Here is a 20769-nt window from a genome sequence, read left to right on the forward strand (position 1 = left end):
CATATGGCGCGCGCGGCCAAAGGGCAACCGGCCAACGGGACAGGCAGTTGAGAGGAGGCGGATCGGATGAGCTATCGCTATCAGGAAATCTACACCAGGGGCGAAAGCGCGGTGGCCGACGCGTTCCACAACCAGGTGCTCTACTGCGAGGCGAACGGTGCGCCGGTCACGGCGCGCGTGGTGGCGGCAATCGCTGCGGTGCTGGCATCGCCGTTCGACAACGCATTCGTCCGGCGGGTTCGCGCGTGGAGCGGCGCTCCATTGGCCGATGCGCTGCCGTTGCGCGGGGCGGGCGGGCTGCACGCGCTGCACCTTGCCGGCGGTGAGCCGGCGCTCGATGCGATCTATCGCGGTGAACCGGCCGACGATGCTGGCGTAATCGGCGAAGTCATCGCGCGGCGCGAGACCGACCTGCTGCCGTGGCTCGACGGGCCGCCGCAGACCAACGAGGCCGGGCGTTCATCCAATTTCATCTTCGCGCTGCTGTGGCTGGCGGAACAGGGCCTGCCCGCGCGCTTCGAATGCCTCGAACTCGGATCGAGTGCGGGGATCAACCTGATGCTGGCGCGCTATCACTATGATCTGGGCGGGGTCACAGTCGGAGCCTCGGACGCCGCGATGCGGTTCAAGCCCGAATGGCGCGGGCCGCCGCCCGCTGGCCGTACGATCGAGATCGTCTCGACGCGCGGTTGCGACGTTGCGCCGGTCGATCTTGCCGATCCGGCGCAGGCACTGCGGCTCAAGGCCTATGTCTGGCCCGAACACACCGAACGCTTCGCCCGGCTGGAGATCGCGATTGCCGAGGCGCGAAAATCAGCGCCGCAGATGGTGGCGATGGATGCCGCCACCTTTGTCGAAACCGAACTGGCCAAGCCGCAGGCTCCGGGCACCACGCGCGTGGTGATGCATTCTATCATGTGGCAATATGTCCCACACGATCAGCAGGCGCGCGCCACCGTGGCAATTGAGGCGGCTGGTGCGCGCGCGACTGCCGACAAGCCGCTGGCGTGGATCTCGCTCGAAGCCAACCGCACATTCCACCACCACGAATTGACCGTGCGCTATTGGCCGGGCGGCGAGCGCCGCGTGAAGCTGGGTACCGCGCATGCGCACGGCGCCTGGCTGGCCGCGCTCGATCACCCCGAACCGAGCGCCTGGCCCGACTAAGCGGCTTCGCGCCCAATAGCTGCGAAGAACCGCTCCTTCCAGCCGCCGTGGAACGACACCCATTCCCACACCACCGCCAGCGCGAGGATTGCGACGGCCAAGCCGGCCAGCGTCAGCGCTCCGGGCGTTCGTAACCACGCCCAGGTGCCGAGCAACGCGAACAGGATTGCGGCAACTCCGTGCGAGAGCGGCGGCGCGTGGAGCGGGCTGCTCAATCGCTTGAACGCGCTCAATCCCAACAGGAACAGCACGTTGGCACCACACAAGGTCAGCACCAGCGCGGGGCTGACGGGTTCGGCCCAGTGTTCGAGCACCAGCGCATCCGCCACCGCGCCGATCACGATGCCGCCCACGATCGGCATGTGCAGATAGGTATAGGCATCGCGCGCAAAGCGGCCGGGTTGCATATCCTGCTTGATCCGCTGCGCGCTGCGATCGGCGCCCAAATCGAAATAGAGCCACCACATCAGCACCGATGACAGGAACGCCAGCAGGAAAGCCGTCAGCCGGCCGGCCACCAGCGGCTGGCCGGACAGCGCCGATCCGGTCACCACGATGCCTTCGCCCAGCGCGATGATAATGAACAGCGCGCAGCGTTCGGCCATGTGCGAGCCCGAGATATTCCAGTTCGCAGCCGTCGAGCGGCCGAGCCCGGGCACGCGGAAGTAGGTGAATGGCCCGGTATATTCGATGGCCAGCGCCACCAGCCACCACGCCAGCCGCTCGTCGGCCCCACGCAACACGCCGGTTGCCCAGAACACCGCGGAGGCTGCGAACCAGATCGAAATCCGCGCCAGGTTTCGCGCGTTACTGGGGTTCGCGCGCCTGAACACCAGGATCATGCACGAACTTCGGCCAAGCTGGATCGCAACGTAGCTTGCCGCGAACAGCGCCGCATGGCTGGTTATCGCAGTCGGGATCGCCACCGCCAGCGCCAGGCTCAGCAGCATCAGCACCAGCAGCATCACGCGGATCGGCAGCCGTTCAGGATCGGCCCAGTTGGTGACCCAGGTGGTGTACATCCACGCCCACCACACCGCCAGGAACAGCACGGTTTCAGCCAGCAGCCCGCCCCAACTCAGGTCTTCATGCAGCACGTGGCTGAGCTGGGTGATCGCGAACACGAACACCAGATCGAAGAACAGTTCGAGGTACGATACCGGCGCATGTCCGCCGCCGTGATTGCGCAGCAACCCGCCAGTCTGCCGCGCGTCCTCAGCCATTGGCGGCGAGGAAATCGTCGAGTGCAGCGTTCACGGCGGTCGGCGCTTCCCACGGCACGAAATGGCCGCAGCCGGGGACTTTGACCAGGGTCAGGTTGGTAACCAGTGCGTCCAGCCCATCCAGGTTGGCCGGCGGCAGCGCGATATCGTCAAGCGCCCAGATCACCAGCGTCGGGATCGACAGCGGCGGCAGCGGCGGCGGGGCGTAGCTTGCGGGCAGCGCCCGCGGCGAATCCATCGGTGGCACGTCCATCGGGCTGGCGCGATACCAGTTGAGCATTCCAAAGGCGGCTTCCGGCACCGCCCAGTCAGCCAGCAGCGCGGCGGTTTCCTCGGGTTCGGGCGTCGAGCCGAGCTTGCCTTCGAAGGCCTTGACCAGCAGCGGCGCCAGCCCGTGCTCGCGCACCAGCGCATCCTGCGCGGGATCGCGGAACAGACGCATGTACTGGCTGGAGGCGCGCTGCCCGCCATCGAGGTAAAGCAGCTTCTGGAAGGTGACCGGGTGCGGCGCGTTCATGATGACCGCGCGGGTCACGCGGCCATTCCGAGTTTGAGACGTCTTTTGGCTGCCCAGCGCGACGCCCCAGGCAATCGCCCCGCCCCAATCGTGCCCGACCACCGTGAAGTCCTTCACTCCCAGCGCGTCGGCAAGCAGGAATATATCGCCGATCAGTTTGTCGGGGGTGTAGCTCGCCACGTCCTGCGGCTTCGACGATCCGCGATAGCCGCGCTGGTCGGGCGCGATGCAGCGGAAGCGGCCGGACAGATGCGCGATCTGGTGGCGCCAGGTGCGGTGCGATTCGGGGAAGCCGTGCAGGAAGATCAGCACCGGGGCGTTGCCCCCATTGTCTTTGACAGGCCCTTCATCGCGTACATCGAGTTCGATGCCGTTGGCCAGCGTCACCCGGGTCATTGTCTCGGTCACTGCTTTGCCTCCGCGACCATACGTTGCGCGTATCCGGCGGCCATGAAAGAAGCGGTGCGGTCGAACACCGCTTCGGGGGTGCGCGTCTGTTCGGCCAGCCACTGCTCGATGCCCTCGGCAATCACGATCTCGCGCTCGTCCGCGGCGATCGCGGTGAGCATCGTCGAAGCGGCGAGGTCAGCATCCATGCCGTTGTCGATCGCCGAATCGCTGATTCCGCGCGGGGTGCCGTCAGCAGTCAGCGCGTTGCGCGAAACGCCGGTGCGGATCGATCCGGGCGCGATCACGTGGACGGTCAGGCCCAGCGCGGAAACTTCGGCCCTCAACGCGTCGGCATAGCCGATCAGCCCGAACTTGGCCGCGCAATAGGCGGTGCGCAGCGGCACCCCGGCCTTGCCCGCCACGCTCGAGATCATGGCGATCCGCCCGCTTTTGCGCGCCGCCATCCGACCCAGTTGCGCCTGTGTCAGCGCGATCGGCGCCATCAGGTCCACGCCCACGATCGATTGATAGACCGCAAGATCGGTATCGATCGCCAGGCTGCGTTGCGAAATGCCGGCGTTGTTGACCAGCAAGTCGATCCCGCCCGAATGCTGCTGCGCCCAGTCCCACGCCTGCTCGACGACGCGGGGAATGGCAACGAAATCGGTGGCTTCGAACGGCAGGACCAGCGCCCGACCGGCTCCAGCCCCGCATTCGGTCGCCACGGCATCCAGTGCAGCGCGGTTGCGGCCCGACAGCACCACATTTGCACCGCCCTTGTGCAGCGCCCGCGCCAACGCCGCGCCGATGCCCGACGATGCGCCGGTGATCCATGCCGTTTCGCCCACAAATGCCGTCATGCTCTCTCCTGCTTTTTCTGTTTTACGCTTCGGTTAGCGGCACTTGCGGCAAGGGGATGAACTCCACCTCGTCGCCGGGCACCGTCGGGAACTTGCCCAGGGTCCAGTTGCGCTTGGCGTCGTTGATTGCATCGCGCGACGAGTGCACGAAATTCCACCACACATGGCGCGGCGTGGTGAAAGCCTCTCCGCCCAGCAGCATTATCCGCCCGCCGCGCTCGGACGCGAGCGTCATCGCGTGGCCCGGTGCCAGTACCGCCAGTTCGTAAAGCCTCAGCGGCATGCCATCGATGCGGGCCTCGCCGCTGACCAGCATGACCGCGCGCTCATCCGCTTCGGGATCGATCGGCATCGCGCCGCCGGGTCCGATCAGTATCTCGGCGTAGATCGTGGCGGAATGCTGGGTCGTCGGTGCGGTCTGGCCCCACAAGGTGCCCATGATGACCCGCGCTGAGGAACAGCCGTCTTCGATCAGCGGCAGATCGGTGATCGATTCGAACGCGGGCTCGCAGTCTTCGCGGCCATCGGGCAGCGCCAGCCAGGTCTGCATCCCGAACAACTTCGGCCCCGCAGCGCGCTCGGCCGCCGGGGAGCGTTCGGAGTGGACGATCCCGCGCCCTGCGGTCATCAGGTTGACCTGCCCGGGACGGATCGTCGCGATCGAGCCGAGGCTGTCGCGATGCTCTATCGCGCCCGCGTATTCGCCCGCAAACAGCCAGGTCACGGTGGCGAGCCCGATGTGCGGGTGCGGCCGCACGCCCATGCCATGCCCCGGTTCGATCGCGGCGGGCCCGAATTCGTCGACGAAGATGAACGGGCCGACCATCGTTCGCCCGGGCGAGGGCAGCACCCGCCGCACGGTGAAATCGCCGAGATCGTGGCTGACCGGGGTGATGGTCTGGAGAATGGAGTCGTTCATTCCAGCAGCTCCCGGTCGAGCAGATCGAGCAATTCGGGCGGAAAGATCGGTTCGTGCCATGATGCCAGTTCGCTGCGGCTGAACCAGCGGTGCTCGCGCATCACCGCGCGTTCGAGTTCGGTGTGGCCGCTGGTATCGACTTCCGCCGCTTCGACCACCACGCGGAAATAGCGTTCATCGGCGGTGACCGGCTCGCCGTCGAAGGTCACGAAATCGTTGCCGCGTGCGTGGATCGGCGGGCCGGGTTCGGCGACAATTCCGGTTTCCTCGAACAATTCGCGCCGCGCCGCATCGGCGTAATCCTCGCCCGGATCGCATTCGCCGCTGGCGGTGGCCCAGAACGGTGTGCGGCCGGGTGCGGTGAAGCGGAACAGCAGCAGTCGGCCCGCGCCATCGAACAGCAGGATGCGCGCCGCACGCCGGATGCGGCGCTGGGCAACGGGCGCCGCCTCGTTCATTTCCCGGCGATCTTCTGCGCGGCTTCGAGCAGTTCGGTCGGGAACATCGCGATGATCGTCGAATTGTGCTCGACCCCGATTTCGCTCAGCGTCTGCAACCGCCGCAGTTCGAGCGCGCCGGGCTGCGTGGCGATGATCTTGGCGGCATCGGCCAGCTTCTGGCTGGCTTCCTGCTCGCCTTCAGCCTTGATGATCCGCGCGCGTTTTTCGCGCACCGCCTCGGCTTCCTTGGCGATCGCTCGCTGCATGTTTTCGGGAATATCCAGATCCTTGATCTCGACCGCATCGATATCCACGCCCCATTGCAGGCACGTGCGCGACAGCATCTCGAGCAGCCGCTTGTTGATCGATACCCGGTCCTTGAGCATCTGGTCGAGGTCGCTTTGGCCGATTGCGTCGCGCATTCCGGTTTCGGCGGCCTGGATCACCGCCGAATCCCAGTTGACCACGCTCGTCACCACGCGCGCCGGATCGACCGCTCGGTACCACAGCACCGCGTTTACGCGCACCGCCACGCCATCGCGCGTGACGGTTTCCTGCGTATCGAGCGCGCGGGTGACGGTGCGGATATCGACTTTCACCACGCGATCGACGATCGGCACCAGCCAGAACCATCCCGGCCCCTTGCTCTCGATCAGCCGGCCCAGCCGGAACACCACCCCGCGCTGGTATTCCTGGTTGATGCCGAAGCTGCGCAACGCCAGTATCAGGGCCACGAACAGTAAGAAAAAACCGATGCCCGCGCCCATGAAAACGTCTCCAGTCAAAGCGGAGCCAGTCTGGACCGACGCGGATGCCGACGCAACGGACAGTTAGCCTTTGTCGGGTGCGCGCGCCTTGATCGCCAGCGCATGAACCCGCTGGCCGGGCAAATCACCCAGTGCGCGGTTGACCATGCGCTGCCGCTCCAGCCGCGAAACCCCCGCAAACGCTGCGCTTTCGATCTCGACCGTGAAATGCGATTCGCCGGTGCCATCATCGCCTGTGTGGCCGCTGTGTTTGGCGCTGTCGTTGATCACAGCCAGCCGCGTCGGCGCGAACAGCCCGGTCAGCCGGCGTTCGATTTCTTCGGCAATCTGACCCATGGTGATGCTCCTCGGGACTTTTCAACGGACAAGTTCGGCCCCATGTGGGGCATCCATGTCCGAACGCACGAAGCATGACAAGTTCCACGGCCGGATCGGCGGCAATCGGCCGTGCGATCGCCCCGGTTGCGAGGATCGTGGCGAATTTCGCGCGCCCGGATCGCGCCTGTCCAGCGCCGATGGTCCGGGCAGCTACCGCTGGTTCTGCCTCGACCATGTCCGCGAATTCAATTCGGGCTACGACTGGTTCGAAGGCATGAACGCCGACGAGATCCTGGCAGCGCAATCGCCGATCGCGGGGTGGGAGCGTGAAACGCGCGCGTTCCGGCCCGATGCCGGTGTGGACGAAACGCCGCGCTGGCACGAATACGCCGATCCGCTCGAAGCCATTGCCGCGCGTTCGCGCCACCGCATGAGCAATTATGCGCGGGCCGCAGACGCGGTGCGGCGCGGGATCGATCCCGATGATCGGCGCGCTTACGACGCGCTGGGGCTGGCGTTCGATTGCGACCGCAAGGCGCTGCGCGCGCGCTATTCGGAGCTTGTGCGGCGCTATCACCCCGATCGCAACGGCGGCGATCGTGGCCATGAGGCGCAGTTGCAGGCCGTTGTTGCCGCTTACCAGCGCTTGCGTGGACGGTCCCAATTCGCCTGACGCGATCGTCGCGCGCGGCTGGAAAAGTAAACAAGATCAGTCGCCGAGCTAGGGCATTAACCATATATTGGGGATGTTCGTCCATTCCCGCTGCTCGAATTCCGAAAGGGCGGACGTGCAGCCATCGACCAGACGCTGGAGTCTTGCAGCCGCATTTGCGCTGTTGGCCTCGGTGCCCGCTCAGGCCCAATCGAGCTTTGCCGTGGGCACGCCGCTCGATTGGTCGGGGGTGCTGACAGGCGCCTTCCTGGGGTTCCTGCTGTTGCCGGTGTTCTACAACATCGCGTTCTTCGTCATCCTGCGCGAACGGTTTCTGGTGTGGCAGATGGCGCGCGTGCTGGCGCTGGTGGCGCTGACGATCAGCCTTTCGTCGCTGCCGCTGGGGCCGTGGTTGACCGGCACCAGTTTCGCGCGGGCGGTGCTGATCAACGTGCTGTTCGATTGCGCGGTCGCGATCGTCGGGCCGTTCCTGCGTTCGATCCTCGAGCCCGGCATGGTCAGTCGACCGGTGTTCCGGCTGCTCGGCTGGCAGCCGTGGCTGGTGGCGCTGACCACGCCGGCGATGCTGATCGATCGATGCCCGCCGCTTTACTTGGCGCTGCGCAACGGGCTGCTGGTGAGCATTCTTGTCCTGGTCTGTTTTGCGCTGGTGCAAGCGATCGCGCGCGGCAGTCGCGCGGCGCGGTTCCAGGCGGCGGGGTGGTCGTGCCTGCTTGGCGTGTGCGGGGTGAGCCTGTTCCACGACATCGTGCTGCACCGCCCGTTCGACCTGTTCCTTTACGCCTTGTTCGGCGCGCTTGCGCTCGAGATGCTGCTGACCTCGATCGGCATCGGGGACCGCTTCATGCGGCTCAAGCGCGAACACGACGAGGCGCGCGCCAGCGCCGGACTGCTCGAACAGATCGCGCAGACCGACGCGTTGACCGGGCTGCCCAACCGCCGCGCGATCGAGGCGCGCTTTGCGGCGCGCCGTCCGCGCGCGGTGGCGATCGTCGACATCGATCACTTCAAGGCGATCAACGATGCCTTCGGCCACGCCTGTGGCGATGCGGTGATCGTGGCGGTGGCGGGTGCGCTAAACGCCGGCGATGCCTTTGCCGCGCGGGTCGGCGGGGAGGAATTCGCGCTGCTGCTCTATTCGGATCAGCCGTGGCTCGAACTCGAATGGTTGCGTCGCGAAATACCCGGACATGTCGCGCGGGTGCTGCCAGAACTGGATCGTGCAATCACCGCCAGCGCCGGGATCACGGCATTGGACACCGGTGTCGGCTTTGCCGAGGCGCTCAAGGCGGCCGATCTCAACCTCTATCTCGCCAAGGCCTCGGGCCGCAACCGATCGCTGGGCATGCGGCCCGCCGGAACGCCGGTGCGCGCAGTGGCTGCCGCTGCTTAAGCTTGCAAGGATAGCGGCGCCAGATCGGGCTCGACCCAGCCGCGTCGCGCCGGAATCGAGAACAGCAGGTCGCGCGACCAGAAGCGCAATGGCCAGTCGCGCGCGCCGCTCGGGCTGGAGAGCAGCGCGTTGACGCGGTGGCAGAGGCTGCCGTCGGGATGGCGCGCCAGAAAATCACGAACGCCGCGCGCGTAAGCCTGCGTGATGATCTCGTGGTAGCCGCTGGTGTCGTTGTTCACGCTGCCTTTGGCCAGGTTGAACGTCGAGATCAAGCGCGGCAGATCGCGCGACGGATCGATGTCGGGCCGCTCGATTTGCAGCCATGCACACGTGGCGAGCTGCGCCTCGTGGGTCCATTCGGTGGCGGGCAGCGAGTGGTCGAGGCAGCCTTGGCCAGCGGCGCGGATGGCCGCGTCGTCGGCAAAAAGACGGATCGTATGGTCGGTCATGGCAATCTCTCGGGTCTGGTGGCGACCCGAGAGGTTCCCTCAGGTCCGTATCAGGCGGCGACGGTCGCCGGTTGCGGCGCGGCCTGGCGCACGCCTTCGTCGACATGGTCGGCGAATTGCGCGAAGTTGTCGATGAACTTGCCGACGAGGTCTTGCGCGGTGCGGTCATAGTCCGCTGCATCGGCCCAGGCGCCGCGCGGATCGAGCAATTTGCTGTCCACGCCCGGCACCGAGACCGGCACTTCGAAGCCGAAGTTGGCGTCCTTGCGGAATTCCGCTTCGTTCAGGCTGCCGTCGAGCGCGGCATTGAGCAGCGCGCGGGTGGCCTTGATCGGCATCCGCTTGATGCCTTCCATCGTCGCCTTGCCGCCGGTCCAGCCGGTGTTGACCAGCCAGCACTTGACCTGGCCCTTGGCGATCCGCTCCTTGAGCAGATTGCCGTAGATCGACGGGTGGCGCGGCATGAACGGCGCGCCGAAGCAGGTGCTGAAGGTGGCCTCAGGCTCGGTCACGCCGATTTCGGTGCCCGCGACGCGCGCGGTGTAGCCCGAAAGGAAGTGGTACATCGCCTGGTCGGGCGTCATCCGCGCGATCGGGGGCAGCACGCCATAGGCGTCCGCGGTCAGCATCACCACGTTTGCGGGGACCGGGCCGAGGTTTGTTTCGGACGCATTGGGGATGAAGTCGATCGGATACGACGCGCGGCTGTTTTCGGCCAGGCTGGCATCGTCGAGATCGAGCAGCCGCGTCTCGGGATCGATCACCACGTTTTCAAGCACGGTGCCGAAACGCTTGGTCGTCGCGAAGATTTCGGGCTCGGCTTCTGCCGAAAGGCGGATCACCTTGGCGTAGCAACCACCCTCGAAGTTGAACACCGCGGTGTCCGACCAGCCGTGTTCATCGTCGCCGATCAGCGTGCGGCTGGCGTCGGCCGACAGCGTGGTCTTGCCGGTGCCGGAAAGCCCGAAGAACACCGCGGTCTTGCCGTCATCACCGATGTTGGCCGAACAGTGCATCGGCATCACGCCCTTGACCGGGAGCAGGTAGTTGAGAATGCCGAACACCGACTTCTTCATCTCGCCGGCATAAGCGGTGCCGCCGATCAGGATCAGCTTCTCGGTGAAGTTGACCGCGACCACGGTTTCGCTGCGGCAGCCGTGCCTGGCCGGATCGGCGCGGAATGTGGGCAGGTCGATGATCGTGTATTCGGGCGCGAAGCTGGCGAGTTCGACGTCGGTGGGGCGCACCAGCAGCGTGCGGATGAACAGGTTGTGCCAGGCGAATTCGTTGACCACGCGCACGTTTACGCGGTGATCGGGCTGCGATCCGCCGAACAGATCAGCCACGTAGAGCTTGTCCTTGGTGGCCAGGTGCGCAAGAAAGTCGGTCTTCAGCGCAGCGAAGTGCGCGGGCGTCATACCGACGTTGGTCTTGCCCCACCACACGGTGTCCTCCGTCTCGGCATCGCGGACGATATACTTGTCCTTGGCCGAGCGGCCGGTGTGCTTGCCGGTTTCGACCACGAACGGACCGTCCTTCGCCAGCAGTCCTTCGCCATTGCGCACCGCGTGTTCGACCAGCGGCGCCGTGCCGAGGTTGGCGAACAGGGCAGCCGGTTCGGGCAAGCCCTGCGCGGAAAGCGGAACATTCAAACGGGTGGTTGCCACTGCGATTTCTCCGGTGTGCCGGCAGAAAAAAAGCGCAGCAGCCCAAGCCACCAGCGCCGCCTTCCGCTACGGCATAGCATTACGAATACGAATGCACGTTTCCTGCGGCGCGCATAAGCGAGCCACCCGGCTTCGTCAAATGTTGCACCCGGAACCAGTTCGGATGGTGCAGCATCGGCAATCGAGCGACACAGGCGGCTGTCTCCCGCCAACGTCTCGTGGTTGTCAGGTCGACAGCCGGCCTGTAGCGCCTGCATATCGACCGAACAAGCACCCCCTGCCGGCCACAATCGATGACATCCACTCCGATCGACAATGACCAGAATTCTTCACCGGAGCCTGATGCGCCCCGTGTGATCGCGCTGGTTGACGACGATCGCAACATCCTGACGACGGTATCGATCGCGCTGCAAAGCGAAGGCTTCATGACCCGGCTATATGCCGATGGCGAGTCCGCTTTGAAGGCGTTGCTTGCCAACCCGCCCGACCTGGCGGTGTGCGATATCAAGATGCCGCGCATGGATGGCCTGGAACTGCTGCGCCGGTTGCGCGAAACCAGCACGCTGCCGGTGATCTTCCTGACCAGCAAGGACGACGAGGCCGACGAAGCGCTCGGGCTGGGGCTGGGCGCCGATGATTACATCGCCAAGCCGTTCAGCCAGCAGTTGCTCATCGCGCGTATCCGGGCGATTTTGCGCCGCGGCGAGATTGTGCGGCGCGATGCCGAAGCCACCGCACAAGGCAAGGACACCGGGGCCGAACCGATCCGGCGTGGGCGGCTGGTGATGGACCAGGCCCGCCACCAGGTCGAATGGGCGGGCCGGCCGGTGAGCCTGACGGTGACCGAATTTATGATCCTCGAGGCGCTGGCGCTGCGCCCGGGCGTGGTCAAGACGCGCAGCCAGTTGATGGATGCGGCGTACCACGAGGACGTGTTCGTCGACGATCGCACGATCGATTCGCATATCAAGCGGTTGCGGCGCAAATTCCGCGCGGTCGATGACGGCTTCGGCGCGATCGAGACGCTGTACGGCGCCGGCTACAGCTACGGCGATGTCTGATTTGCCGCCTGAATTGGAGCGTGCGGCGGGCGGGCCGTTGTTCTGGACGCGGCGGATTTCACTCACCGCGCGCATCCTCGCGGTCAACCTGATCGCGCTGGCGCTGCTGGCGGGCAGCCTGTTCCTGCTCGACAGCTTCAGGAAGCAGTTGCTCGACGAACGCTTCAAGCTGGCGCGGTCCGAAGCGCGGATCGCGGCCGATGCGCTCGACGAGATGGGCGATGCGCAGCGCCGCACGCTGATGGCGCGGATGGGCGCGGACCAGCGCTTGCGAATTCGGCTTTACGACGCGCAAGGGCAAGTGGAGCTCGACAGCTTTGCGCTGGGGCCGCCCACCTTCGCGCTGGCCGATCCGACGCGGCAGGCGCTGTTCCAACGGGCGGCACGAGCGCTGGATCGCGGCGTCGACGCGCTGGTCGGCGCGCCTGCCGTCGAAAATCTGCACGAACCAGAGGTCGACCGAACCGGCGCCTGGCCCGAGATCGAGCGGGCGCGCGGTGATCCGGGGGGCGCTGCGGTCGGCTATCGTTACGCGCCCGATCGTACGCCGGTGATCACCGCGGCGGCGACCGTCGGCAGCGATGGCGAGACGCTGCTGACGATGCGCAACCCGACCGATGTGACGCAGGCGATCCGCGACGCGCGGCAGACCTTGGCGATCCTCAGCGGCGCGGCGCTGCTGCTGTCGATCCAGCTCTCGCTGTTTCTCGCGCGCACGATCGTCCAGCCGCTGCGCGTGCTGGTGCGCGCGGCGGTGCGCGTGCGGCTGGGGCGTGACCGTGCGGTGGTGGTGCCGCGCCTGCCCGAACGCGGCGACGAGATCGGCCTTCTCGCGCGCGCGATCTCGGACATGACCGCCGCGCTGCGCCAGCGGATCGACGCGGTCGAAAGCTTTGCCGCCGATGTCGCGCACGAACTCAAAAACCCGCTGGCCAGCTTGCGCAGCGCGATCGAGGCGATGGAGCGGGTCGAGCAGCCCGAATTGCGCCGCCAATTGCAGGACATCGCCGCGCAGGACGTGCGGCGGATCGACCGGCTGATCACCGAGATCGCCGATGCCAGCCGGATCGACGCCGAATTGTCGCGCGCCACGTTCGAGCCGCTCGACCTGGCGGACCTGGCCGAACGGCTGATCGGCGCGCGCGCGTTGCGCGACCAGGCCGAGCGCGCGCTGGGCGCAGTGCCCGCGCCGTCGATCAGATTTCGCCGGGGTCCCGGGCCCGCGCTGGTGCAAGGCGATGCAGCGCGGCTCGAACGCGTGCTGGAAAACCTGCTCGACAACGCTGTCTCGTTTTCGCCCCCCGGCGGTGCAGTCGAAGTCATGGTCGCCAACGATGGGGCCTGCACCGGCGGCCATGCGCGTGTATCGTTGTCGGTCAGCGACGATGGCCCCGGTGTACCCGACAGCGAGCGCGAGAAGGTGTTCGATCGCTTCCATTCGGTGCGGCCCGACGGTGAGGCTTTCGGCAGCCATTCGGGGCTGGGGCTGGCGATCGCACGGACCATCGCGCAAGCGCACGATGGCACGCTGGTGATCACCGAACGCGCCGATGGCCGCGAGGGTGCATGTCTGGTTCTGGCATTGCCGGGAGCATGACCGGGATCGCCTATCTGGCGACGTGCGTGGCGATCGATGGGCGCGCGGTGCTGATCGAGGGGCCGCCGGGTGCGGGCAAGTCAAGCCTCGCGCTGGCGCTCATCGATCGCGGGGCCACGCTCGTGAGCGATGATGGCGTGCTGCTGACCGTGACCGGTGGACGCGTCCATGCGCACCCGCACCCGCGCATTGCCGGGTTGCTCGAAGTGCGCAACCTGGGGCTGGTGTCGATGCCAACGGTGGCCGACGTTCCGGTTGCGCTGGTGCTGGCGCTGGATCACGCGGCGGAGCGCTATGTCGAGTCGGCAGAAGGCGTCACGCGTGCCGGTTGCCGAATACCGCTGCTGCGGCTGTGGCCCGAAAGCCCGGTGCTGGCTCTGCGCGCCGAACTGGCGCTGGCGCGCTACGGTCTGCCCGTCGCCTGACCAGAAGCGCGCACATTCGCCCCGATCTGTTCCGCGCGGACACAGCCCGGCGCGCGGCTCTTTCCAAAGTCCCGCACAAGGCGCAATGAAGCGCCGATGGCTGGCGAATCGCAATCGGAATTGTCAGGACCGGCGGAAAGGCCAGGGGCGGGCAGGCAACGCATACTGCTGGTGACCGGTGTTCTGGGCGCGGGCAAGACCACCGCGTTGCGCGTGCTCGAGGACCTTGGCTGGGAAGCGATCGACAACTTCCCGATCCGGCTGCTCGACCGATTGCTCGAAACCCAGCCGGCGCACGAGCACGCATCGCCGCATGGCGAAGGCGCGCCGATCGCGGTGGGTTTCGACACGCGCACACGCGGTTTCGATCCGGTGCGGATTATCGAACGCGTAAAGCGGCTGTCGGACCGGCCTGATCTCTCGATCACCACGCTGTTCCTCGATTGCGCCGGGTCGGAGCTTGAACGCCGCTACAACGAAACCCGCCGCCGCCACCCGATGAGCCAGGACAAGCCCGCAGCAGCCGGGATCGCGGCCGAACGCGAATTGCTCGAACCACTGCGCCGCTGGGCCGACGTGGTGCTTTCCACCACCGATTTTTCGGTCAACGACTTGCAGCAGGCGATCCGCACCCAGTTCGCGGACGACAGCCCGCAAGCCTTGACGCTGACCGTCAGCAGCTTCGGCTTCGCGCGCGGAACACCGCCGCTCGCCGATTTCGTGTTCGACATGCGGTTCCTGAGCAACCCGCACTGGGTCGATCACTTGCGCCCGCAGACCGGGCAGGACGCAGCCATCGGCGAATATATCCAGCAAGACCCGGCCTTCACCCCCGCTTTCGAACACATCCGCGCGCTGCTGTTGGGCGTGCTTCCCAGCTTCCGCAAGCAGGGCAAAGCCTACCTGCACATTGCATTCGGCTGCACCGGCGGAAAGCACCGATCGGTGTTCATGGCCGAGCAGATCGCATCGGCCTTGCGCGAAGCGGGATTTTCTCCCACATTGCTGCACCGCAACCTGACATCGCGAGCAGCGGATCTGCTCGAAGGTGGCCAGCCTTGAAGTTGGGGGCGTTGACATTAGGGGCGGGTAACCATCGACGTGAGCCATCCGATCGCAACTCTGCGTATGAATCGCCTATGCCCAACCAGCAGCCGTTAAGCATGGCCGTGGCAGGATCGCTGGTCCGCGGCTGGAACATGCTGTCTCGATGATCGGCCTCATACTCGTCACGCACGGCGCGCTCGCCGAGGAATTCATCCAGGCGATGCAACATGTCGTGGGGCGCCAGTCCGATGTCATGGCGGTGTGCATCGGGCCTAATGACGACATGGAAAAGCGCCGCAAGGAAATTGCCGATGCGATCCGCCGGGTCGATTCGGGGCAAGGCGTGATCGTGCTGACCGATCTGTTCGGTGGAACCCCATCGAACCTGGCGATTTCGCTGATGCAGGCGGGCCGGGTCGAAGTGATCGCGGGCATCAACCTGCCGATGCTGATCCGCCTGGCCAAGGCGCGCGACACGATGACCGTGCGCGAAGCCACCATTGCCGCGCGCGATGCCGGCCGCAATTACATCACCGTTGCGTCCGAATTCCTCGGTCAAGATGCCTGAACATGACTGATGCTGCCTATACCGCGCGCGAAAGCGTGACGATCGTCAACCAGCGCGGGCTGCATGCACGCGCCAGTGCCAAGTTCGTGAACGCCGTGGCCAAGTTGCCGGGGGTTGAAGTCATGGTCACCAAGGATGGCAACGATGCGCACGGCGGCTCGATCCTGGGATTGATGATGCTTGGCGCTGCCATCGGTGACAGCGTGGAAATCATTGTCACGGGCGAACAGGATCTGGCCGATGCTGCGCTGATGAAGCTGACCGGCCTGATCAAGGATGGCTTCGGCGAGGATTGAGCTTGCCGATGTTTCTATCGCGATGACCAGACGCCTGATCACCAGCTTCTCGAACGAGACGGTCAAGCGCGTGCGCAGCTTGCGCGACAAGAAGCATCGCCGGATCGAGCGGCGCTTCCTGGCCGAAGGCCTGCGCCTGCTGACCGAGGCGCTCGATAGCGGCCATGTGCCTGAACTGCTGCTGATGGCGAGCAAGCGTGATCCGCATCCGTTGGTGGATCGGATCGAGCAGGCCGTGGAAGTGGCGGGCGGTGAAGTGATTGAATTGCCCGAGGACCTGCTCACCAAGATCACCGGCAAGGACAACCCGCAAGCGGTGGCGGGGGTCTTCGCAGAGTTGGCAACGGGGCTTTCGCGGCTGGATCGCAATGCCGCGCCGGTCTGGCTGGTCGCGCACGCCATGCGCGATCCGGGCAACCTGGGCACGATGCTGCGCACCGGCGATGCGGTGGGCGCGGGCGGGCTGATTCTGATCGACGATTGCGCCGATCCGTTCTCGGTCGAGGCGGTGCGCGCGAGCATGGGCGCCATCTTCACCCAATCGCTGGCGCAAGCGGGATGGGGCGAATTTCTCGACTGGATGCGCACGCCGGAACAGGGATCGCCCGGACAACTCGTGGCGGCGTCGCTCCGCGATGCGCAACCATACCGTGGCGCGCCTTATGTCGGGCCCTGCTTCGTGCTGGTCGGAAACGAATCGCGCGGGCTGCCCGAGGAATACGAACTGGCTTGCGATTTGCGGGTGACGATGCCGATGAAAGGCCGCGCCGATAGCCTGAACGCGGCGGTGGCTGGCGCGGTGCTGGCTTACGAAGTAATCGCAAGCTTCGACAAAGGTTAATCAGCCACCAGCGCGCGCGCGGGGAGCGGTATTCATCGTCTGCTCACCCCCACGGTGCAATGATTTGCCACGATGATCTGTTCTCGCCTTCGCTGGACCCTTTCGCTTATCGCGATCGCAATGCTGCTTGCAGGTTGCGCGGGCAACCCGGCTGAATCGTCGCTGGCCGGCACACAATGGCGCGTGACCGGGATCGACGGCAAGCCGCCCGTGGTGCCGCAATCGGCGCACATCGCGTTCGATTCGGCGCAGATCAAGGTCAACATCGGCTGCAACATGCTGGGCGGCGCTTACCGGGTTGACGGCAAGCGCCTGATTGCGGGGCCATTCGTGACAACCGAAAAGGCCTGCGAGGAGCGGCTGCTGCGGCAGGAAGCTGCCGTCAACGCGCTGCTCGAATCCGCGCCGCTGTTGACGCACGATGGCGCCCGCTTGCGGCTTGCATCGGGCGGCCACGCGCTCGAACTCGAACGGCGGGTCAGCTAATCCCCAGCGACGATGGCGGTGATCCGCCATTGGTCGCCGCTGTGTTCGGCAATGATCCGCCGCGCGAGCAAGCTGCGCAGGCGATGCGTCTCGACGTACCCTTCCTGGCCGCCCGCTCTGGTCCGTACGCGTGTGAACCCTGCGGTGGGATTGAACGATTTCGCGGTCAGCAAGACCATTGGCCAATCGAGCGATGCGATGGCCCGCGCGTTCGGTTTGGGCAGGGCGCGAAGCGGGACTGCGTTCCCCGTGACCAGCATGGTATCCGCCGGGTCGACGCTGGGAGGAATGCGCCAGAAGTACCACGGCAGCGCGGCGAGCCCGGCTTCGACCGAACAGCCCAGCGGCAGGATCGTTGCCAGGTCGGTCCACAGGCCGGCCGGTTGCCGCAAGCGGCGGATCAGTTCGACCCGGCCCGCGCCGCCTCCGTAATCGAGCTTTACATTGCGATCAGCCAGCGCCGCCAGCGCCGTGGCATTTTTCGACGCGACCGCGGCGGCCAGCTTGTCGTGAAAGGCTTTCCAGCCTGGCAGCGCGGCGCATTCATCATGCGGAGCGAACACGATTTCGGCCGGGGGTGGCTGAGCGGCAACATTCGGCGGCTTTATGCCAGCAAGGGGCACGGGCGATGAAGTGCCGGCAGGTGCCGGAGTGGGTGAAGTGTCGACATTCCCCTGATCGGGCCCAACCGGTGGTGCGAGCGCAACAAGCGGCATTTCGGAACTTGCTTCGGATGACGCAGGAGCGGGCGACGACGTTGCAGCATCGGGCGGCGGCGAAGCGCTTGCCGCGTCGGATGGGGCAGGGTTGGTTGTCGCATCGCCGGCGGGTGTGCTGGCCGACGGGGTATCGGTGGGCGGTGATGGTGGTGCAGATCGACCACACCCGCCAACCGCCAGCGCAGCGGCCAAGCACGTCGATGTGGTCCAGGCCAAGGCTGCGCGCATCAGGTTCCCGTCAAGTCGAAGCCTCTGGATCGATCGTTTCATCTTCGCCCGCAACGTCTCGGCTCGAAACGTCCAGTTGTTCGGCGGGTTCCGCCGCCTTATCGACCAGTTCTGCGTAGCGGGGTGTGATCTCGATCAACGGCACCTCGTCGATTTCGCGTTTGCCGATTTCGATGCCCTTGTCGCGGAGTCTTCGTCCGGATGTCAGCACGTTGCGTTCGAAGCTGCCGACGAACTTGTTGTAATTGCCGACCGCGCTTTCGAGGCCCGATCCCACGCGCTTGAGGTGTTCGGCGGCGGTGGCCAGCCGATCGTACAATTCGGTTCCGGCGCGGCCGATCTCGACCGCTTCGCGCGCAATCGTGTCCTGTTTCCATACCATCGCCACCGTCCGCGCGATGGCGACAAGGTTGGTCGGCGTGGCCAGCAGCACGCGGTTGCGGAACGCGAAATCCCACAGTTCGGGATCGTGTTCGAGCGCGGCCGCCACGAAATGCTCGCCCGGCACGAACATCACCACGTAGTCGGGGGCTTCGGCGAACTGGCTCTGGTAGCTTTTGGCGCCGAGCGTCTGCACGTGGCCGCGCATCGCCCGTGCGTGGGCATCAAGATGCAGTTTGCGCGTGGCATCGTCGTTGGCCTCGAACGCGGCCTGGTAGGCATTGAGCGAGACCTTGGCGTCGATCACCAGGATCTTCTGCCCGGGCACGCGCACGATCGCATCGGGCCTCAAGCGCCCGTCCTCGGTATCGACCGAATGCTCCAGGTGGAAATCGGTGTGCTCGCTCAGCCCCGATTGTTCGAGCACGTTCTGCAACGCGCGTTCACCCCAGCGGCCACGCGCCTTCGGCGCATTGGTCAGCGAATTGCCCAGCCGCTGCGCTTCGGCGCGGATCGCCTCCTGGCCGGCGCGCATTTCCTCGATCACGCCGTTGAGGTGGCTAAACGAATCGGCGCGCTTGGCTTCGAGCGAGGCAACTTGCTCCTCATAGTTCTTGAGCCGTTCACCCACCGGCGCCAGCAGCGCGCGGATGCGTTCCTCGCTCTTGTCCTCGGATTGCGAGAACCGATCGTGCGCGCGCTTGAGGAAGCTTTCCTGCGCGCCTTCGAGCACTTTCGCCCCCGCCGCCTCGAACTCCTGCCGCAGCGCCTCGCGCGCTTCGATCAGCAGCCGCTCGCGGTCGGCAAAGTTGGCGGCATCGGCCTTGAGTGCGGCATTCTGCGCCGCCAGCGCGGCCGCCTCGGTGCGGTGCCGGGCGATTTCGGCGGCATGGGCATCGCGCAAGCGCCCGGTTTCAAGTGCATGGCCATCGCGAAGGGCAGCAACATCATAGGCTTGCTGTTCGTGCAACTGGTTCAACGCGCGAAGCTGCTCGTCGCGCGACTCGTCGAGCTGCAAGCCTAGTTCGTCCGCCCGCTTGGCCCGCTCGCTCGCGCCCGCCAGTTCGGTAATTGCGCGGCGGAACTTCTCGTCGAGATCGCGCGCTTCGGCATCGCGTGCCTCGAACCGTGCGCGCCACTCTGCGACCGGCCGCCCACCCAGGAACCAGCCGACGGCGAGGCCCCCGGCAAGCCCCAGCAACAGCACCACGATAGCCAAAACGGAAGTGGACACGCAAGGTTACCCAAATAAGAACGAACCACGAACTTAGCCGCTCCGCCAGCGATCCGCAACTGTCGCCGCCGCACAATGCACCGCGACGGCGGTGAAGGCCGGCTTCTGCAAAGGCTTTTCGGTCAGCCTGCGTTCAATTGCCGAAGCCCAGCCTGCATGCATTGGATTTGGGGCCGTTGAAGGATCGTCGAGATGAACATGATGCCTTGGAAAAAGGCCGGCATCGCAGCCGGTGCGCTTGCGGTCGCGGCGGGGCCGTTGCTGGCCAGCATGGCGGTGGCGCAGAGCTATCCGCCTCCGTCGAACTACCCCGGCCAGAACTACCCCGGCCAGAACTACCCCAGCCAGAACTACCCCAGCCAGACATATCCCAACCAGCAGGGCTACCCGACCCAGCCGGGCTATCCCGATCAGCAAGGATATCCGAACCAGCAAGGCTACCCGTCGCAGGATTACAATGGCCAGGGCTACGACCAGGCCTCGCCCTCGGCCGACTTGCCACCGCCTCCGGGGTATGACGGCCGCGATTTGCCCCCACCTCCGCCAGGCTATCAGGTGCAGGGCGATCCCGGCGCTTACCGCGAGGCCGATGAGCGCTATGCCCAGGACGCCCAGCGCTGGGCGCGGCAGTATTGCGTAAAGTCACAAGGCAATGTCGGTGCGGGCGCGGTGATCGGCGGGATCTTCGGCGCGATTATCGGGTCGGGCTTGTCGGGCCGCCACGATCGCGGCGCGGGCACATTTGCCGGCGCGGCGATCGGTGCGGTCGGCGGTGCGGCGATTGCCAGCGGCACCGGCGGCAACGACACCAGCCCCGGGTGCCCGCCCGGCTATGTCACGCGTGGCGGAGCGTCATATTCGTATTCGGTTTCAGGCTACAATTACGCCGCGCCGGGCTGGTATCGGCCGTGGGTCTATGTCGGCAGTGCGTGGACTTATCGGCCTTATCCGTACCATGACTGGTACTACCGCACCTATCGCGGCCACGGCTATGGTGGCGGATATCGCGGTGGCTACGGTGGCTATCGCGGAGACCACGGCGGCAATCGCGGCCACGAACGCAGCGATCACCGCCGCGGCTATTGATCAGAGAATGTAAGGCC

At 65.9% G+C, this 20769-nt stretch carries 23 protein-coding genes; 12 read left to right on the forward strand and 11 right to left on the reverse strand.

What is annotated here, in order from left to right; all coding sequences use genetic code 11:
* Window positions 1-66: 66 nt before the first annotated feature.
* Complete coding sequence (locus Q0R16_RS01000) at window positions 67-1167, forward strand: DUF2332 domain-containing protein (protein ID WP_295630878.1); 1101 nt, start codon at window positions 67-69, stop codon at window positions 1165-1167.
* Here Q0R16_RS01000 and Q0R16_RS01005 read toward each other — a convergent pair.
* From Q0R16_RS01005 to Q0R16_RS01035, 7 genes are read right to left on the reverse strand one after another with little or no spacing between them, the layout of a single operon-like run.
* Window positions 1164-2390 (reverse strand): low temperature requirement protein A, encoded by a 1227-nt coding sequence (locus Q0R16_RS01005; protein WP_295630880.1) that lies wholly within the window; start codon window positions 2388-2390, stop codon window positions 1164-1166. The genes Q0R16_RS01000 and Q0R16_RS01005 overlap by 4 nt on opposite strands.
* Window positions 2383-3303 carry an alpha/beta hydrolase gene (locus tag Q0R16_RS01010; protein ID WP_295630947.1) on the reverse strand — a complete coding sequence of 307 codons (921 nt, stop codon included), beginning with the start codon at window positions 3301-3303 and terminating at the stop codon, window positions 2383-2385. The genes Q0R16_RS01005 and Q0R16_RS01010 overlap by 8 nt, the downstream gene beginning before the upstream one ends.
* A gap of 8 nt (window positions 3304-3311) precedes the next feature.
* Window positions 3312-4157 (reverse strand): SDR family NAD(P)-dependent oxidoreductase, encoded by an 846-nt coding sequence (locus Q0R16_RS01015; protein ID WP_295630882.1) that lies wholly within the window; start codon window positions 4155-4157, stop codon window positions 3312-3314.
* Window positions 4158-4179: 22 nt separating this feature from the next.
* Window positions 4180-5076: a pirin family protein gene (locus Q0R16_RS01020; RefSeq protein ID WP_295630883.1), complete on the reverse strand. Its 897-nt coding sequence runs from the start codon at window positions 5074-5076 to the stop codon at window positions 4180-4182.
* Window positions 5073-5534, reverse strand: coding sequence for an NUDIX domain-containing protein (locus Q0R16_RS01025; protein ID WP_295630885.1), 462 nt, complete (start codon window positions 5532-5534; stop codon window positions 5073-5075). Before Q0R16_RS01025 ends, Q0R16_RS01020 begins: the two co-directional genes overlap by 4 nt.
* Window positions 5531-6301 (reverse strand): slipin family protein, encoded by a 771-nt coding sequence (locus tag Q0R16_RS01030; protein WP_295630887.1) that lies wholly within the window; start codon window positions 6299-6301, stop codon window positions 5531-5533. Before Q0R16_RS01030 ends, Q0R16_RS01025 begins: the two co-directional genes overlap by 4 nt.
* Window positions 6302-6346: 45 nt before the next feature.
* Window positions 6347-6619 carry a BolA family protein gene (locus tag Q0R16_RS01035; RefSeq protein WP_295630889.1) on the reverse strand — a complete coding sequence of 91 codons (273 nt, stop codon included), beginning with the start codon at window positions 6617-6619 and terminating at the stop codon, window positions 6347-6349.
* A 55-nt stretch (window positions 6620-6674) separates the two neighbouring features.
* On the opposite strand from Q0R16_RS01035, the gene Q0R16_RS01040 reads away from it, so the two are divergent.
* A complete protein-coding gene (locus Q0R16_RS01040; RefSeq protein ID WP_295630891.1) occupies window positions 6675-7274 on the forward strand; it encodes a J domain-containing protein in 600 nt (199 codons plus the stop codon).
* 172 nt (window positions 7275-7446) lie between these two features.
* On the forward strand, window positions 7447-8667 hold the full coding sequence (locus Q0R16_RS01045; RefSeq protein ID WP_295630893.1) for a diguanylate cyclase: 1221 nt from the start codon (window positions 7447-7449) through the stop codon (window positions 8665-8667).
* Here the strand turns inward: Q0R16_RS01045 and Q0R16_RS01050 are convergent.
* Window positions 8664-9116 carry a hypothetical protein gene (locus Q0R16_RS01050; protein ID WP_295630895.1) on the reverse strand — a complete coding sequence of 151 codons (453 nt, stop codon included), beginning with the start codon at window positions 9114-9116 and terminating at the stop codon, window positions 8664-8666. The two genes, Q0R16_RS01045 and Q0R16_RS01050, sit on opposite strands and share 4 nt — an antisense overlap.
* Before the next feature lie 50 nt (window positions 9117-9166).
* Complete coding sequence (locus Q0R16_RS01055) at window positions 9167-10783, reverse strand: phosphoenolpyruvate carboxykinase (protein WP_295630897.1); 1617 nt, start codon at window positions 10781-10783, stop codon at window positions 9167-9169.
* Window positions 10784-11076: 293 nt separating this feature from the next.
* Between Q0R16_RS01055 and Q0R16_RS01060 the strand changes: the two genes are divergently transcribed.
* The 8 genes from Q0R16_RS01060 to Q0R16_RS01095 all read left to right on the forward strand — a co-directional run bounded on the left by Q0R16_RS01060 (window position 11077) and on the right by Q0R16_RS01095 (window position 17104).
* The gene (locus Q0R16_RS01060; RefSeq protein ID WP_295630899.1) at window positions 11077-11844 is read left to right on the forward strand and encodes a response regulator transcription factor; all 768 of its coding nucleotides are present in this window, start codon (window positions 11077-11079) and stop codon (window positions 11842-11844) included.
* Window positions 11837-13441 carry an ATP-binding protein gene (locus Q0R16_RS01065; protein WP_295630901.1) on the forward strand — a complete coding sequence of 535 codons (1605 nt, stop codon included), beginning with the start codon at window positions 11837-11839 and terminating at the stop codon, window positions 13439-13441. The genes Q0R16_RS01060 and Q0R16_RS01065 overlap by 8 nt, the downstream gene beginning before the upstream one ends.
* Window positions 13438-13866 (forward strand): HPr kinase/phosphorylase, encoded by a 429-nt coding sequence (locus Q0R16_RS01070; RefSeq protein WP_295630903.1) that lies wholly within the window; start codon window positions 13438-13440, stop codon window positions 13864-13866. Before Q0R16_RS01065 ends, Q0R16_RS01070 begins: the two co-directional genes overlap by 4 nt.
* A 96-nt stretch (window positions 13867-13962) precedes the next feature.
* Window positions 13963-14928, forward strand: coding sequence for an RNase adapter RapZ (rapZ, locus tag Q0R16_RS01075; protein ID WP_295630905.1), 966 nt, complete (start codon window positions 13963-13965; stop codon window positions 14926-14928).
* Window positions 14929-15076: 148 nt separating this feature from the next.
* Window positions 15077-15481, forward strand: a complete 405-nt coding sequence (locus Q0R16_RS01080) for a PTS sugar transporter subunit IIA (protein WP_295630907.1) — start codon at window positions 15077-15079, stop codon at window positions 15479-15481.
* Window positions 15482-15483: 2 nt separating this feature from the next.
* Window positions 15484-15777 carry an HPr family phosphocarrier protein gene (locus tag Q0R16_RS01085; RefSeq protein ID WP_295630909.1) on the forward strand — a complete coding sequence of 98 codons (294 nt, stop codon included), beginning with the start codon at window positions 15484-15486 and terminating at the stop codon, window positions 15775-15777.
* A gap of 22 nt (window positions 15778-15799) precedes the next feature.
* Entirely contained in the window at window positions 15800-16618 is an 819-nt protein-coding gene (locus Q0R16_RS01090) for an RNA methyltransferase (protein ID WP_295630911.1), read from the forward strand.
* Between the two features lie 120 nt (window positions 16619-16738).
* A complete protein-coding gene (locus tag Q0R16_RS01095) occupies window positions 16739-17104 on the forward strand; it encodes an META domain-containing protein (protein ID WP_295630913.1) in 366 nt (121 codons plus the stop codon).
* Here Q0R16_RS01095 and Q0R16_RS01100 read toward each other — a convergent pair.
* Both Q0R16_RS01100 and Q0R16_RS01105 read right to left on the reverse strand, forming a co-directional pair.
* Window positions 17101-17667 (reverse strand): hypothetical protein, encoded by a 567-nt coding sequence (locus tag Q0R16_RS01100; RefSeq protein ID WP_295630915.1) that lies wholly within the window; start codon window positions 17665-17667, stop codon window positions 17101-17103. The genes Q0R16_RS01095 and Q0R16_RS01100 overlap by 4 nt on opposite strands.
* 394 nt (window positions 17668-18061) lie before the next feature.
* Entirely contained in the window at window positions 18062-19666 is a 1605-nt protein-coding gene (locus Q0R16_RS01105) for a DNA recombination protein RmuC (RefSeq protein WP_295630917.1), read from the reverse strand.
* 192 nt (window positions 19667-19858) lie between these two features.
* On the opposite strand from Q0R16_RS01105, the gene Q0R16_RS01110 reads away from it, so the two are divergent.
* Window positions 19859-20752 carry a hypothetical protein gene (locus Q0R16_RS01110; RefSeq protein WP_295630919.1) on the forward strand — a complete coding sequence of 298 codons (894 nt, stop codon included), beginning with the start codon at window positions 19859-19861 and terminating at the stop codon, window positions 20750-20752.
* Window positions 20753-20769: the final 17 nt, after the last annotated feature.

It is taken from the genome of Novosphingobium sp., assembly GCF_025351285.1.
Lineage (GTDB): Bacteria > Pseudomonadota > Alphaproteobacteria > Sphingomonadales > Sphingomonadaceae > Novosphingobium.